We start from the raw sequence: 15,694 nt of genomic DNA, 5'->3' as shown, positions 1-15,694 counted from the left end.
TGTTATAGCCCGAGGACAACCTTGGCACTAATCGCAATCTGATAAAGAATCTGGAACACGTCCTTGGCGAACTGGCGCGTCTTGAAATCGATTTTCGGCAACACCATGATTTCATCGCCCGGATAAACTGTGCCGTCCTTCTTGCCGTCCGAGAAACTGCCGTCGCGATGCGCGATGATGATTCGCGACGTATCGGCGTTCTGTGAGAAGCCGCCAGCCTGCTGAATCAGGTCGTCCAGATCCATGCGCCCGTCGAAGGCGATGGCATTCGGGAAGAGCACCTCCCCGCTCACCAGCACGAGCCCATCCTTGACCGGCACACGCAGGACGTCGCCGTTTTCAAGCAACAGGTCATCCCGCGCGGCGGATTTCGAGATCAGGGTCTGGCCGGACGCTTCAATCTTCTTGGCGCGTTCCACCCACTGCAGCACCAGCGCGGCTTCTTCCTTGCGCAGTTGGGCCTCTTCGGCGGTGCCCGAACGGGCGGTCAGCACGCTCGACTCCAGGCTCTTCAGGGTGGTGGCCAGCAATGTCTGCTGGCGATCCTTCACGCTCAGACGGAACAGCTGAATGCTTGCGGCATCCGATTCCGGCGTGAATTGCACCTGCTTCAGCAGTTGCCCCATGCGGCTGCCATAGGGCAACACGAACTCTTGCGGGCCAGTGTGCTCCCCCTCGACGCGCACCGTGATCGTGCCGGGACGTTTGTCGGCTGTGAAATCAATCTCGTCGCCGTCATGCAGCACGATCTGATGACCTTCGGAGATCCGGAAGTACTCGACGTTCTTCACCGTTCCGGTATTGCGGACCACCCGCACGTTGGTGGCCGACGGCAAGGGCCTGGCTAGCCGAACGAACTGGTCGAGACGGGCGATATCGCCCATGAACTCGAAGCGCTTTGCGTTCTCGGCCAAGCCGCTCACCTTTACGGTTTTCTTGCGGGCCTGCACGAAGATCACGTCGCCGTTGTTGAGTTGCCGTGCCGTGAGGTCCCCCTTGAGCAGGAAGTCGTAGAGATTCACGACGTCCAGCGTCTGGTTGGCCCGCTTGATCGCAACGTCCAGGAACGATCCACGATCCGGGTCGATGCCGCCCGCCTGATCGAGATAGCGCAGCACGCTGTCGCTCGATGTGCCGTCGTACATGCCAGGGCGACGCACGGCGCCGGTCACGTACACCCGCACCGGCTGCGCGGCCAGCAGGCTGGCGTAGATCGATACCTTGCTGGCAAACGCGCGGCGCAGTGCATTGCCGACGGCGGTCTGCAGGTTGCCGTTGGTCGTGCCCTGGACGTGGAAGGGGCCAACCTCGGGCAGCAGGATGTTGCCGCCGGCATCCACCACAAGCACGGTGTCAAGGTTGTAGCCGTTCCACATGCGCAGCTGGATGCGGTCCCCGACCGAAATCACATGGCTTGGATTGAAGAGCGCCGAGCTGTCTCGACTGAACGCCCCCGTGAACAGTTGCGCGCCAAAGGCGTCGCTCGCCATATTGGCCGCGTAGTCATTGTTCTGCGGCGCGTTGGCCGGCGCTGCCGTGTCCAGGCGGGCGGGCACCACCGGCGCGGCGGCAGGCACCGCAGGCACTCCGCCGCTGACCGGCATTCCTGTCAGCAACGTGCCACCTTGCGCTGCCAGGGCGGCGTATTCCATTTGTCCGACACCGAGCGAGCGCGACGAAGTCTGCGCGTGTACCGGCATGATTGCGAGGCTGGCGGCAACCGCGCCAGTGGCGATGATTCTTCTGAGCATGTCAGTCTCGGTGGTCGCGGATGATGGCGCTCAGCAGTTGCACTACACCTGCCAGCATTGAGGTCGCCAGCACGAACACCACAATGTTGTAGAGCCGTCGGGGCTGGAGCGGGTACTCCGGCCGGGTCGGGCTCTGCACCACGGCAACGTTCTTGAGTTTGCGGGTAGCTTCGATACGCGCCTTTTCAAGGGCGCCGATGGCCGTCTTGTAGATGTCGAACGCGAATTCGGCTGCCGCCTGCAGGCGATCGTGCTCTTCGACCACGCGGTTCAGGCCACGTCCCTTGGTCGACACCATCCGGCCATGCTGCTCGGCAATCTGCCGCTCCACGGCGGCGATCTGCGCATCCAGGTGCTGGATGGTCGGCGACTGTGCCGTGTAGATTTCCTTGAGGGAGTTCCGCTTGACGTTGAGCTCGGCAAGCGTGGCTTCCGCGTTTGCCACCACGCCGGAGAGGCTTTCGACTTCGCCACGCGGCGACACCAGACCGTTGGCGTTCTGGTAGGCCACCAGCGCCTGACGCGCCGCTTTCAGCCGCTCGCCCTGGTCGTGCACCTGTTTCTCGATGTAGACCACCTGCTCGCTGGCGATGCGATGGGTCATCTCGTTCATGAAGCGCTCGCCTTCGGACACCAGTTCCTGGGCGATGTCGTGGGCCATGTCAGCGCTGAATCCCTCGACCCGGATCACCAACACGCGCGCGAAGTCATCGTAATCGACGCTCACGCGTTTAAGGTAGTAATCATGAAAGCGCTCCAGCGAAGCATCCTCAAACCACAGCCGCGACAACGGGTCACGATGGCTATCCGCGTAGTGCTTGCGCAGGCCGAGACGCGCGTCCAGCTTCTTGAGCATGTCCACGGAGAGCAGGTATTCGCGCAGCAACAACAGGTCCTGCGGCGCGGAGGACGTGCCGGTCAACAGCGACGTGAAGTCAGAAGCGCTAGCGCCCACGCCATCGCTGCGCTCCACCACGACGCGCGCTTCAGACACATAGCGGTCGGAGGCAATTACGCTCCAGTACACAACAGCCAACAGGCAGGCGCCGAAGGCCAACTGCCAAATGCGGTTCAGGCGCGTAATGCGGCCAACCTGGCCGACCGCGCCCGACGTAATCGTCTTCATCATCCCGAAATACTTCCCCTGTACTCCCGCAGAGCCTCCTCGACGGAATCGAACCAATGCGCGCGGCCCTGATGCAGCCAGACCGCCGATTGGCAGAAATTTTTCAACGTGGATTCGCTGTGCGAAACCATGACCAGGCCCGCTCGCCCGACAAGGTCCTCGAAGGCCTTCTGGGACTTGCGCTTGAACGCCGCGTCGCCCACCGACGTCAGTTCGTCGACCAGATAGGTGTCGAAGTCGAAAGCGAGCGACAGCGCGAAGGCGAGTCGCGACCGCATACCCGACGAGTAGGTCTTCACCGGGTCATCAAAGGCGTCGTTGAGTTCGGAGAACTCGCGCACGAACTCAAGCTTCTCGTTCAGTTCGTCCCTGACGCCGTGAATGCGGCAGACGAACTTGGTGTTCTGCCGTCCGCTGAGCGACCCCTGGAATCCACCACTCAACCCAAGCGGCCAGGACACGCGGCAATTGCGGACAATCTTTCCGCCGTTTGGCTGATCGATGCCGCCCACCAGGCGCAGCAGCGTCGATTTGCCCGCGCCGTTAGCACCGATCAGCGCCACCCGGCTATGCCGGGCGATCTTGAGCGACACGCCCTTGAGCACCCACTTCGAGCCATGTGAGGTGCGATAGCGCTTGTGAACGTCGGAGACCTCGATCATTGCGCCGTCAGCCTTGTCGCGTATCGCACGTGCAAGGCCAGCCCCAGGAACATCGTCGACAAAGCACAAAAGCCCAGGTAACCCAGACTGATCTGTGTTGCGCCGTGATACGCGGCGAACCATCCAATGCGCATTGCTTCCACGCCATGCGTGATCGGATTGGCGAGCACCGTGTCACGCATCCCGCCTTGCGGCAGGTTCGACACCGAGTACATGACGGCGGACAGGAAATATAGCGGCGTGAACAGAAGCCGGACGATCTTGCCGACCTCGGGCAATAGCGTCTCGACCACCGAGAGAATCAGCCCGAGACCGAGTCCGAACGTCCAGAGCAGGCCACCCGCACCGATGACCAGCAACGGATTCGAGGGCCGTATGTCGATGTCGAACAGCGCCAGCGCAGTCAACAGAATCGCGCCAACGATGAGGTACAGGAATGCCTCGACAGCGGCGCGCACCAGCACAGTGTCCACGGGCCGCACCTGCCGGTAGGAGAACAGCGCAGCGTTCGCCTGAATCGCATCCATGCCGCGCTGCGCGATATTCCGCACCAGGAAAAAGCTCCACACACCAACCAGCACGAACACCTCGATATTGGCGCCCCGAACCACGGCATGTCTCAGCACGCCGATCACCACCATCAGAAAAACGAGGTGTGCCGCCGGTTCGAGCAGGATCCACAGCCACGCGGAACGACCAGCCGCCAGGCGGCCGTTCGCCTCGCGCAGGAACAGCGCCTGCCAGACGGAAAAAGCAACGGAGAAGTCGGTGCGGACCGATGTCCGGTTCATTGTTCGTATTTTTGTGTTGTGTTCACCAGTGATGCGGCTTCACCAAAGGCGAAGCAACGCCGAGCGGACGCCTGACTCCCCGGGGACGAGGAGGTCGGCACAGGACGCGCCCATCGCAGCAGAAAGCGCGCGAAGGCTGATGATCAGAAACCGGGTGAGAGAACGGAGGAACAGACAGGAGCCGGTCCTAGCCACGCCTAGAATGGCAGGCAGGCTCCAGCAAGGAGCAGCGCGCTCCTTTTGACGTGCCTACTTCATTTGGCCATGGCAGCAGCCTGCCTGACCGGCAAAGACTACGGACTTCCAATCGCTTTTTCCAATGCACACGACAGTCCTGTCTAGACAGGACTGTCCCAAGCAACTTCCCAATTCCTCAAGTTTCCTGAACGATCCGAGACTTGATGGCTATATCCACTACGACAACGGCCGCAATGCTAATGCACGAATTGATTAAAGTGCAACAAAAACTGACAATTTGACATATCCCCCATATGAGGCTTGACACCTCTCTTCCGCATACATGGCAGTGATCGCGATTTGCGATTATGTTGATGAATCAACGAAATTCAGGCAATGAATTCCGACGCTGCCACTGATTACCAAGGAACATCAGGCAATACCGGCGATAATGCGAATTTATAATGAGGGTATTGCGCGCACCTTTACGGGGGAACAGATGAACAACCAGAGCGCTCATCATTATTTAAGTCATTGATTCTTATAGAATAAATCCGCATAAATGGCCAATGTACCGGCGGAATATTCGCTAAGAAATGGCGACATTGGACACAGCGATGAAGAATAGGCCACAGCCGCTCTGGAGCGAGTCCGCTCCTCGTCATGGATTATCTTGATGTCAAGCCGTTCCCGACCTGGAAATTACGTTTTATCGACCATCAAACGATGCCGGAGAATAACCGGGACGGCCATCGTATTCACTGTACTCAGGGCGTCGCCCTGCAATCTGTACTTATGAGATGGAGAACACGTAGCACAGGGAGCCCGATTAATTACCCCCCATTGCGGGGGTATAAAAACAAAAAGGGCCTGTGACTTTCGCCACAGGCCCTTCGTAATACTGGTGGGTCGTGCGTGACTCGAACACGCGACCAACGGATTAAAAGTCCGCTGCTCTACCGACTGAGCTAACGACCCGCAAAAACTGAATCGGCGATTATAGGGATACTCCTACTGACTGTCAAGCATGACGGCTCGCCCGGCGCTTTAGGCCATGCGTTCGAGCCGCCAGATCTGGTACTTGAACGCCAGCACTGCCCCGACGATGATCGCGGCGAAAGCGATGAACGAGCCGACTGCCAGCGTCGACACACCCGACAGCCCCTGCCCCACGGTGCAGCCCAGCGCCGTGACGCCGCCTGCCCCCATCAGGATGCCTCCGACCATATGGTTGGCCACGTCCTCGGCATTGCCGAATCCCTCCCAGCGGAACGTGCGCGAGGCCAACGCATAGGCTGCCGCGCCAGCGATTACGCCGAACACGCTGACAATGCCGATCGTCAGCACCTTGCTCTTGTCGCTGAACATCATCAGCCAGTCCAGGGTGTACGCATACGGCGCCACGAAGCTCAGGCTTTCCATGCGACCGCTGTTGCTGGCCACGAACAGCTCTTCGAGCGTGTTCGGGTCCTCGGACACATAGCCGATATGTCCCGATACGTACCACATGCCAACGATGATCAACCCAACCGCCAGCCCGCCCAGCAGGTTGTCGAACGTGCGAAAGCCGTTGCCGAGCAGCGCCCAGATAACCAGCACGGCGCCGATCACCACACCCAGCGCCAGTTGCAACGTGCCGCGCGCCAGGCCGGTGCCATGCGCGATAAGCGACGGCAGATCCTGCGTCGCCGGCAGTGTGACAGCCACGGTATCGACCGTGCTCACTCGCACCACGCCGAACAGGCCACGCAACGTCATATAGGCCGAGAGCCCCAGGAAGGCGAACACCACCAGCGACTTCAGGTTGCCGGCACCAATCCGTACAAGCGTCTTGCTGCCGCAGCCCGACGCCAGCACCATGCCGAAGCCGAACATCAAGCCGCCCACTGCCGCAGACAGCCAGCCGAGCCTGGCCGAGGTGTAAATCGTCTTGGTCGGGTCGATCAGGCCAGCCCAGGCCAGCACGCCAGTGCCGATCATTGCCACGCCAATGGCCATGATCCACATACGCATCCGGCTCCAGTCACCGATGTTGACGATGTCGGAGACGGCGCCCATCGTGCAGAAATGCGTGCGCTGCAGGATCGCGCCAAACAGGAAGGTCAGAACGAAAGTGCTCAGCAGCACGGTGCGCGTAAGCGCTGGGATATCGATATCGGGCATGTCGGACCGGGGGTGGCTCGTGGATTTCTGTCTGGAGGGGGCACTCTGGCGGCGCCCCTCTCTTCTTCAATCAGTTGGAGGTCTGGTAACGGGTCGGGTCGGGCACGCCGGCGGCCTCGAACCCTGCCCGGCGAATCCGGCACGAATCGCATACGCCGCACGCGCGGCCATCGTCATCTGCCTTGTAGCACGAGACGGTCAAGCCGTAGTCGACGCCGAGCTTCACGCCCGCGAGAATGATCTCGGCCTTGGTCATGTCGATGATCGGCGCATGCACGTGAAAACGATCGCCTTCTACGCCAGCCTTCGTAGCCAGGTTGGCCAGCGCCTCATAGGCGGCGACATATTCGGGCCGGCAGTCCGGATAGCCGGAGTAGTCGACGGCATTCGCGCCGAAAAACAGGTCGCGTCCGCCAATTGCCTCGGCCCAGCCAAGCGCCAGCGACAGCATAATCGTATTGCGCGCCGGCACGTAAGTGATCGGAATTCCGCCTGCGGTGCCGTCGGTGGGCACGTCTAGCGCGTCATCGGTCAGAGCTGACCCCCCGAAACGGCGCAGGTCGAGGTCGATGATTTCGTGGCGCTTCGCGCCGAGTTCGGCCGCCACGCGTTTGGCCGCTTCAAGCTCGGATGAATGGCGCTGGCCATAGCGCATGGACAGCGCATAGGTTTCGAAGCCGGCCGCGTTGGCCATGGCGAGGACGGTGGCGGAATCAAGGCCGCCGGAGAGCAGAACGATGGCGCGTTTGGTCATGATGATTGCGCGCGGAACAAGCGCGCTGTAATACGCCCGGATTGGGCGAAGCGCGTATTTTAGCGCGGTGGCCGGATCAGCAGGATCAGGCACGGCTGATGGCCTGAATCCCACGGCAATTGATAAGCGCCAGCCCAAAGAAAAAGGCCCGCTCGCGCGGACCCTTTCCTGGACTACATACCGGTATCGGTTACTTCAGCGTCTTCAGCCGGTTGCTCGCGGCCTGGGCGCCTTCAGTCCCCGGATATTTCGCCACCACGGCTTCCAGTGTCTTCTTGGCTGCGGCCTTCTGGCCAGATTCGAACTGGTTGTTGGCGATGGCGATCATGGCGTCCGGCGCCTTAGGGTGCGTCGGGAAGTTCTTCACCATGGTATCCAGCACGTAGGTCGACCCCTTGTAGTCGCGCTGCGCGTAGAGCGAATTGCCGAGCCAGAACTGCGCCAGCGGCAAGTACGGGCTTTGCGGATACTTCTTCGCAAACGCCGAGAAGGCATTGCCCGCGCCCTTGAAGTCGCCCGACTGGAACTGCTTCAGCGCTGCGTCGTACTCCGGCTTCTCGGTCGGTTGGGCGATGCCCTCGCGCCCTTCCACGGTCACCTGCTGCGGCTCGAATTTCTTCAGGCGCGCATCCAGGTCAGCGTAGTAATCCTTCTGCTGCTTCTGCAGCGTATCCACCGTGTTTTGCAGCACTTCATTCTGACCGCGCAGTCGGGCAACCTCCTGGCGCAGACCTTCGAGCTGGTTCTGCGCGTCGAGCAGGGTCCGGCTGTTCTGGTCGATACGCTGGGATGCCGTGGCCTGGAAACCGTTGAACTGGTCCCGGATCTGGATCACCGCACGGCGCGCCTCGTCGTCGTCAAAGACGCCGGCGTGCGCGGGAATGGCTGCCAGCAGGCCACCGCCGGATACAGCGGCCAGCCATAGCAGCGTGGAAACGCGAGCATTCATGAAGAATTATCCGTGGATCAGTAAACGATATCGGCGCGACGGTTCTCGGCCCACGAGGCATCATCGTGCCCGGTTGCCTTCGGCTTTTCCTTGCCCAGGCTCACAGCTTCCATCTGCGAGTCAGGCACGCCCATCGCAGCCAGCGAACGGCGCACGGCTTCGGCACGCTTCTGGCCCAGTGCCAGGTTGTACTCGCTGGTGCCACGCTCGTCGGTGTTGCCCTGGATCAGGATCTTGCGGCTCTTGTTGCTGCCCAGGTACTGCGAGTGGGCTTGCAGCATGCCTTGGTAGTCCTGCTTCACCGAGTAGCTGTCGAAATCGAAGTACACGCTGCGCTTGGCCAGCGGGCCGTTCGGGTCGTTCAGCGGGTCACGCGAAACATCAACCGGCGCCACATTGCGTGCGTCGGTGGTCGCGCCGGTGCCGGCGCCGGACTTCGATGCGTCGTCGAGCTTCACACCCGAGCTGCAGGCGCCCAGAGCCAGCAGAGCAGCAATGGCGAGCGATTTGGTCATCATTTGGGACATGGCGAGAGACTCCTCTTTTTTACTGCATGAAAGGCCCCCAGGACGGCTCTCGAACAGCGCCGGACTGGAGAGACAGAACCTGCTTGGTGCGTCCGTCCGTGGAGACTGCCGCCAGTACGGAGCGGCCGCCCACGCGGGTGGCATAGAGAATGTACTTGCCGTTGGCCGCGAAGCTCGGGGATTCATCGTTGGTCGTATCGGTGAGCGACGTCACATCACCGTTCGACAGGTCCTGTAGTTGCAGCCTGAAGCCACCGCTGCGCGAAATGTAGGCCAGGTACTTGCCGTCCGGCGAGATACGCGGGCTGACGTTGTAGCTGCCCTTGAAGGTCACGCGCTGCGCTGCGCCGGATTCCTCGCCAGACGCCGGCATACGGTAGATCTGCGGCGCGCCGCCGCGATCGCTGGTGAAATAAATGCTGCGGCCATCCGGGGAGAACTGCGGCTCCGTATCGATGGCGCTGCTGCGGGTCAGGCGACGCAGGCCTGAGCCATCGGCGTTGACCTGGTAGATCTGCGTGTTGCCGTCGCGGGAGAGCGACACGGCCAGATGCTGGCCATCGGGCGACCAGGACGGCGCGCTGTTATTGCCCTTCTGATTCGACACCACAACACGCTTGCCCGTCGCCAGGTCATGCACGTAGACCACCGGTTTCCTGGCTTCGAACGAGACATAGGCCACGCGGCGGCCATCGGGCGACCACGCGGGGGAGATGATCGGTTCGGTGCTGGTCAGCGCGATCTGGGCGTTCTGGCCATCCGAATCGGAGATCAGAAGCTGGTAGCGATTGCCCACCTTCGACACATACGACAGGCGCGTGGCAAACACGCCGCGCTCGCCGAGCAGCTTCTCGTAGATGTAGTCGGCGATCTTGTGCGCGGTCACGCGGAGCTGGCCCTGCGTGACGGTGAATGCCAGACCGCCAAGGCTCTGCCCCTTGGCGGTGTCATACAGGCGGAAACGCACCTCGTACTGGCCATTGCTGGTCGGCGTCACGCTGCCGGCCACGAACGCATCAGCACCTTTCGCCTTCCAGCTGCCCAGGTCCACCTGGGCCGATTCGGCCACGGTGGCACCTGCGGGGTCGACGTTGCGGAAGCGTCCGCTGTTCGTCAGGTCGCTGCGGATGATGGCGGTGAGGTTCTGCGGGGCCTGGGCCTCGCCCTGGAAGTTGGCGGTCGCTACCGGGAACTGGTTCGAGCCGACTCCGGTGATCTCTACGTTCAGTTGCGCGTGCGCCGCGCCCGCCGACATCAATGCCACAGCCAGCCACGCCATCAAGGCATGGCGGCTCTGGTCGCGGGTGGGATTGGCGTTCTGGCGTCGGGATAGCCAGTTGGGGGCCCAAAGCTTTCGCATGCTGCTCCTCAGTCGATTTCAGGTTTCATCGTTGCGGCGGCACAGCAAACACGGCGAGACGGGCGACATGCGGCTTGGCATGGCCCCACAAGCGTACGTATTGCACGCTGCCGGCCGCGTCAGGCAACCATTCATGGTAGCGGTGGGACCTAACGCCCACGATGAAGGTTGCATTATGTTGCAAAACATGGCGCTATCGACACGGTTCGCCCGCTCAATCCTTCGGTTTGAACGTAATCGTGAAGTTTGCGGGTGCCTTGCCGTCCTCATCGCGCGGCAGCGGATCGGAGCGCTGCACTGCACGCAGCACGGCGTTGTCCCAGTCCGAGTTACCGCTCGACTTGGTCAGCCGCGCCGACAGCAGCGAACCATCCGGCGCCAGCGAGACCGACACCACGGCTGCGGGATTGCCCTCGACATCGCCACCAAAAATGATGTTCGGCTTCACACGGCGACGCACGCGGTCAGAGTAGCCCGGCGAGGCCTTGCCTCCCGAACCGGCGCCCGAACCTGCGGCGCTGCCGACTCCACCGCCGGAAGAAACGCCGCCACCGGCCATTGCCTGCAGGCGGGCCAGTTCGCTCTTGCGCTGGGCATTGGCCGCGGCGTCACGCTTGGCCTTGGCATCGGCGTCGGCCTTGGCCTTGGCTTTTTGCTCGGCATCGGCCTTCGCCTTGGCATCCGCGTCAGCCTTGGCCTTCGCCTTCTGATCAGCCTCTGCCTTCGCCTTGGCGTCCGCGGCTTCCTTGCGTTCCTGGTCGGCCTTCTTCTTCGCGTCTTCCTTGCGCTGCGCCTCGAGTTGCTGCTGACGCAGGTCTTCCTTGCGCTGGGCTTCCTTCTTTTCCTGGTCTTTCTTTTCCTGTTCCTTTTTCGCCTGGTCCTTGCGCTCCTGCTCCTTGCGCGCGGCCTCCTGCTTCGCCGCTTCGCGCTCGGCGGCCTCTTCGGCCTGCTTGCGCTTCTGGCGTTCCAGGGCGATATCGGCCGCTTCCTCGACCTTGCTGCGCACGGCAGGCTCGGGCGGCGTGGGACGCGGCTGCTCCACCGGGCGCGGCGGAGGCGGTGGTGCAGGCGCGACGTCCGGCACCTCTTCCCAAAGCTCCGCCTCGGCTCCCACCGGCGTGCTGCTCTGCCAGTGCACACCGTAGTACAGCACGATACCGAGCAGCAGATGCATCACCAGCGCCAGCAGGAACGAGCGAAGCGTGCCACGTTCCTTGACTGGCTGGTACGGATAGGCGGCGGCTTCCACCGCGCGCGCGGGCCGTTGATGCGGATGACGGGACGAAAGGCTGGCCACTTTGAGTTGCGACGTTGAGGCGCTTACTTGGACTTCACCATCAGGCCGACGCGCTTGACGCCATCGGCCTTCAACACGGACATCACGTCGAGCACGGCTTCGTACTTGACGGAGCGGTCGGCGGCAATCACCACCGGCTGGTCCGGATTTTCATTCTGACGCTGGTGCACGAAATCGATCAGGCCACGCTTGTCGAGCTTGCGCTCGAACGCGTTGCCGGCGTTGTCCTTGCCACGCGCGGTCAGCTCGCCGTCCTCGTGCACGGTGACGATGATCGGCGGCGTCTGTTGCTGCGGCGTGGCATTGGCCACTGACGGCAGGTCCACCACGGCCGGGTTCACGATTGGTGCTGCCACCATGAAGATAACGAGCAGCACGAGCATCACGTCGATATACGGCACGACGTTGATTTCCGCACTGGCCCGACGGCGTGATCCGCCGCGGCGCTGAATGGCTGCCATGACTGGTGCTCCCCCGCTCTCGGTTTAACGCGTCTGGCGCTGAAGGATGTTCAGGAATTCTTCCATGAAGCTTTCGAACCGGATGGCCAGACGGTCGATTTCCGTGGCATACCGGTTGTAGGCGATCACGGCCGGGATAGCTGCAAACAGGCCGATCGCGGTGGCCACGAGTGCCTCGGCGATACCGGGCGCCACCGATGCAAGCGTTGCCTGCTGCACATTCGACAGACCGCGGAATGCGTTCATGATCCCCCAGACCGTGCCGAACAGGCCGATATAAGGGCTGACCGAACCGACCGACGCCAGGAACGGCAGGTGCGATTCGAGCACGTCCATTTCACGCTGGTACGCGGCGCGCATCGCGCGGCGGGCGGCGTCGAGCAGCGCGCCGGCCTCGTTGCCACGCTCGCGTGCCTTCAGGAACTCGCCCATGCCCGATTCGAAGATCCGCTCCAGGGCGCCGGTGTTGTGACGATTGTTGACCGCACTGTTATAGAGCGCCTGCAGGTCGCCGCCTGCCCAGAAATCGCGCTCGAAGCCCTCGGTCTGCGTGCGCGCGGCGCGCAGTGCCAGGTGCTTGCGGAAAATGTAGGTCCACGAGAACAGGGACATCACCAGCAGCAGGGCCATGACGGCCTGTGCCAGCAGACTGGCGTGAAGTACCAGCGAAATGATCGACAGGTCTTGCGTGACGGTCACTGGATTCATCGAGCGTTTTTGATAGTGGCGAGAACAGGGGCAGGAATTGGGGTCGGCCGGAACGTGCTTTTATCGACACATCCGACTCGAATTTGGCCGGCGGCCAGCATCAGCTCGCCACGCCAGGCTTCCTGGGCAAATTGGACCGACGCCGGTCCGACGCGTTCGATATGCGTACGGATCTCGAGCTGGTCGTCCAGCCGGGCGGGCGCATTGTATTCCACAGTCGTGCTGCGGACGATGAAGACCACGCCGGACGAATCCGCGAGGCTCTGCTGTTCGACGCCGAGCGAGCGCAGCCATTCGGTCCTGGCCCGCTCGAAGAATTTGAGGTAGTTGGCGTAGAACACCACGCCGCCTGCGTCGGTATCTTCCCAATACACGCGCAGCGGCCATACGAAATTTGGCATGGCGGGCATTGTAACGGAGTGCACTGGTAAACCCGTGTGTGACTTTGCAACAGCAAGTTGCGAGCCAATCCTCGCCAGGCCTTGCCGGATCAGGGCCGGGCGCGCATCCGGGCCGGCCGTCGTCTTGCAGCAAGCCGCTTGCTCGCGTAAACTCTGCGGCAACCATTCCACCTTGCGCGACTGGCGAAGTCAGTGGGTACTACCACGAGGAAGCGCAAGTTCATTGGGCGTGATATTCGATGCGCCTGCCGCTCGCCTGGGCAGCGAATGGGAAGCAGGGTGCGCCCTGCACCGGCTGGTCGCGTTTTCGCGCCCCCGGTGCTGGACGCCAGTGCCTTCCCCGCGCGCCCTAATACGCGAAAATTCCGCAATACAGAGTAGCGTCGACAGGCATCCGGTTTCCGTACCGGCCGTGCCATCCGCTCTCCCTTTTAAACAGACGAGTCACGCCATGTTTGAACGTAGCCGCTTCACGATCGAGCAAATCGACCCCGAAGTCTTTGCCGCAATCCAGAAAGAAAACCAGCGTCAGGAAGATCACATCGAACTGATCGCTTCCGAGAACTACACCTCGCCGGCCGTGATGGCCGCCCAGGGTTCGCAGCTCACCAACAAGTACGCCGAAGGCTATCCCGGCAAGCGCTACTACGGCGGTTGCGAGTACGTGGACGTGGTGGAGCAGCTCGCCATTGACCGCGTGAAGCAACTGTTTGGCGCCGAAGCCGCCAACGTGCAGCCGAACTCGGGCTCGCAGGCCAACCAGGGCGTGTTCTTCGCCATGCTCAAGCCGGGCGACACGATCATGGGCATGAGCCTGGCCGAAGGCGGTCACCTGACCCACGGCATGGCGCTGAACATGAGCGGCAAGTGGTTCAACGTGGTCAGCTACGGCCTGAACGCGCAGGAAGACATCGACTACGACGCGCTGGAAAAGCTGGCCCACGAGAAGAAGCCGAAGCTGATCATCGCCGGCGCATCGGCTTTCGCGCTGCGCATCGACTTCGAACGCATCGCCAAGGTTGCCAAGGCAGTTGGCGCCTACTTCATGGTGGATATGGCCCACTACGCCGGCCTGATCGCCGCCGGTGTGTACCCGAACCCGGTGCCACACGCCGACTTCGTGACCACCACCACCCACAAGAGCCTGCGCGGCCCGCGCGGCGGCGTGATCCTGATGAAGGCCGAGCATGAGAAGGCCATCAACTCGGCCATCTTCCCGGGCATCCAGGGTGGCCCGCTGATGCACGTGATCGCCGGCAAGGCCGTAGCCTTCAAGGAAGCGCTGCAGCCGGACTTCAAGGCGTATCAGGAACAGGTGGTCAAGAACGCCGCCGCACTGGCCGAAACGCTGATCGCCCGCGGTCTGCGCATCGTGTCGGGCCGTACGGAAAGCCACGTGATGCTGGTTGACCTGCGCGCCAAGAAGATCACCGGCAAGGAAGCCGAGAAGATCCTCGGCGACGCCCATATCACGGTGAACAAGAACGCGATCCCGAACGATCCGGAAAAGCCGTTCGTCACCTCGGGCATCCGCCTGGGCTCGCCGGCCATGACCACGCGCGGCTTCAAGGAAGAAGAAGCCCGCCAGGTGGCCAACCTGCTCGCCGACGTGCTGGACAACCCGCACGACGAGGCCAACATCGCCGCCGTGCGCGAACAGGTTGCCGCACTGACCCGTCGCTTCCCGGTCTACGGCTGATTCGCCAGTCGATCGCGCTATAGTTAGCGCACACGAACGGCGCTGTCACCTCTATGGTGACAGCGCCGTTTCAACAACCGCAGGACCGCAACAGAAATCGAAGATGCAAAATGCGGTCAGGCTCTTACATTCAGGTGGTCAGGCATGAAATGCCCCTTCTGCGGTCATTCCAGCACCCAGGTTCTTGACAGCCGCGTCTCGGAAGATGGCGATACCGTGCGCCGCCGACGCCGCTGCGAAGCCTGCGACCGCCGCTTCACCACCTACGAGCGGATCGAGCTGTTCTTTCCCGCCATCGTCAAGAAAAATGGCTCGCGCGTGGACTACGCGCGCGCCAAGCTCAAGGATTCGATGCGGCTGGCACTGCGCAAGCGGCCAGTTTCCGCCGAGGCCATCGACGAAGCGATCACTCGCATCGAAGAAAAACTGCTGGCTCTGGGCGAGAAGGAAATCCCGAGCAGCCAGGTCGGCGAGCTGGTCATGCGCGAGCTTCGCAAGCTCGACAAGATCGCCTATATCCGCTTTGCATCCGTGTATCGCAGCTTCGAGGACGTTTCCGAATTCCGGGACATGCTCGACGAATTCTCGTCATCCACCCCGCGAAAGGGGTAGGAAGGACCGCAGAAGCGCTGTCTCATCACCACTTGCTGCTCTTGGGTAGAGCGAGGCAAGCGAGCGCGCTTGCAGGTCCGCCTCACGGCCTGTGTGCAACCCGGACCTCGAAAGCCAGACTTGCGTGATGTCACGCCCCTGACGACTCTGGCACTGACTCGGATGTTTCCGGGCTCGACTCGGAAACACACTGACACCAATCCTCCACAGCCAGACACGTCCTGACACCATCCCCGCCGTTATCGTGGCCTTCCGT

At 62.0% G+C, this 15,694-nt stretch carries 15 protein-coding genes, 1 tRNA gene and 1 riboswitch; of the genes, 2 read left to right on the top strand and 14 right to left on the bottom strand.

The genetic code is table 11. The features are described 5' to 3' along the window. Positions 1-2 precede the first annotated feature (2 nt). From D769_RS03895 to ybgC, 14 genes are all read right to left on the bottom strand, one after another. Positions 3-1,751 (bottom strand): SLBB domain-containing protein, encoded by a 1,749-nt coding sequence (locus tag D769_RS03895; protein WP_008642280.1) that lies wholly within the window; start codon positions 1,749-1,751, stop codon positions 3-5. A gap of 1 nt (position 1,752) precedes the next feature. Beyond that, entirely contained in the window at positions 1,753-2,880 is a 1,128-nt protein-coding gene (locus tag D769_RS03890; RefSeq protein ID WP_008642279.1) for a capsule polysialic acid export protein, read from the bottom strand. After that, positions 2,877-3,539, bottom strand: coding sequence for an ABC transporter ATP-binding protein (locus D769_RS03885; RefSeq protein ID WP_008642278.1), 663 nt, complete (start codon positions 3,537-3,539; stop codon positions 2,877-2,879). The genes D769_RS03890 and D769_RS03885 overlap by 4 nt, the downstream gene beginning before the upstream one ends. Further along, complete coding sequence (locus tag D769_RS03880; RefSeq protein ID WP_008642277.1) at positions 3,536-4,330, bottom strand: ABC transporter permease; 795 nt, start codon at positions 4,328-4,330, stop codon at positions 3,536-3,538. The genes D769_RS03885 and D769_RS03880 overlap by 4 nt, the downstream gene beginning before the upstream one ends. 1,079 nt (positions 4,331-5,409) lie before the next feature. Beyond that, positions 5,410-5,485, bottom strand: a tRNA-Lys gene (locus tag D769_RS03875). A 69-nt stretch (positions 5,486-5,554) separates the two neighbouring features. Further along, positions 5,555-6,670, bottom strand: coding sequence for a YeeE/YedE family protein (locus D769_RS03870; RefSeq protein WP_008642276.1), 1,116 nt, complete (start codon positions 6,668-6,670; stop codon positions 5,555-5,557). Between the two features lie 70 nt (positions 6,671-6,740). Then, positions 6,741-7,424 (bottom strand): 7-cyano-7-deazaguanine synthase QueC, encoded by a 684-nt coding sequence (queC, locus tag D769_RS03865; RefSeq protein ID WP_008642275.1) that lies wholly within the window; start codon positions 7,422-7,424, stop codon positions 6,741-6,743. Between the two features lie 190 nt (positions 7,425-7,614). Beyond that, on the bottom strand, positions 7,615-8,373 hold the full coding sequence (gene ybgF, locus D769_RS03860; protein WP_008642274.1) for a tol-pal system protein YbgF: 759 nt from the start codon (positions 8,371-8,373) through the stop codon (positions 7,615-7,617). Positions 8,374-8,390: 17 nt separating this feature from the next. Continuing rightward, positions 8,391-8,900 (bottom strand): peptidoglycan-associated lipoprotein Pal, encoded by a 510-nt coding sequence (gene pal, locus D769_RS03855; RefSeq protein WP_011517248.1) that lies wholly within the window; start codon positions 8,898-8,900, stop codon positions 8,391-8,393. Positions 8,901-8,919: 19 nt separating this feature from the next. Continuing rightward, positions 8,920-10,260, bottom strand: coding sequence for a Tol-Pal system beta propeller repeat protein TolB (gene tolB / locus D769_RS03850; protein WP_008642271.1), 1,341 nt, complete (start codon positions 10,258-10,260; stop codon positions 8,920-8,922). A 214-nt stretch (positions 10,261-10,474) separates the two neighbouring features. After that, positions 10,475-11,557 (bottom strand): cell envelope integrity protein TolA, encoded by a 1,083-nt coding sequence (tolA, locus tag D769_RS03845; protein WP_008642270.1) that lies wholly within the window; start codon positions 11,555-11,557, stop codon positions 10,475-10,477. A gap of 23 nt (positions 11,558-11,580) precedes the next feature. Beyond that, positions 11,581-12,018 (bottom strand): protein TolR, encoded by a 438-nt coding sequence (gene tolR, locus D769_RS03840; RefSeq protein ID WP_008642269.1) that lies wholly within the window; start codon positions 12,016-12,018, stop codon positions 11,581-11,583. Between the two features lie 24 nt (positions 12,019-12,042). Then, positions 12,043-12,726 carry a protein TolQ gene (tolQ, locus tag D769_RS03835; protein ID WP_011517252.1) on the bottom strand — a complete coding sequence of 228 codons (684 nt, stop codon included), beginning with the start codon at positions 12,724-12,726 and terminating at the stop codon, positions 12,043-12,045. After that, positions 12,723-13,127 carry a tol-pal system-associated acyl-CoA thioesterase gene (gene ybgC / locus D769_RS03830; protein ID WP_008642267.1) on the bottom strand — a complete coding sequence of 135 codons (405 nt, stop codon included), beginning with the start codon at positions 13,125-13,127 and terminating at the stop codon, positions 12,723-12,725. The genes tolQ and ybgC overlap by 4 nt, the downstream gene beginning before the upstream one ends. Before the next feature lie 166 nt (positions 13,128-13,293). Beyond that, positions 13,294-13,396: riboswitch (ZMP/ZTP riboswitch) on the top strand. A gap of 182 nt (positions 13,397-13,578) precedes the next feature. Here ybgC and glyA point away from each other — a divergent pair. Beyond that, on the top strand, positions 13,579-14,826 hold the full coding sequence (glyA, locus tag D769_RS03825) for a serine hydroxymethyltransferase (RefSeq protein WP_008642266.1): 1,248 nt from the start codon (positions 13,579-13,581) through the stop codon (positions 14,824-14,826). A gap of 144 nt (positions 14,827-14,970) precedes the next feature. Continuing rightward, entirely contained in the window at positions 14,971-15,438 is a 468-nt protein-coding gene (gene nrdR, locus D769_RS03820; protein ID WP_008642265.1) for a transcriptional regulator NrdR, read from the top strand. The last annotated feature ends 256 nt before the right edge of the window (positions 15,439-15,694 follow it).

This window comes from Cupriavidus sp. HMR-1, from assembly GCF_000319775.1.
GTDB lineage: Bacteria > Pseudomonadota > Gammaproteobacteria > Burkholderiales > Burkholderiaceae > Cupriavidus > Cupriavidus metallidurans.
The sequence above is the reverse complement of the archived record's forward strand: the minus strand, read 5'-3'. Positions and strand labels throughout refer to the sequence as shown.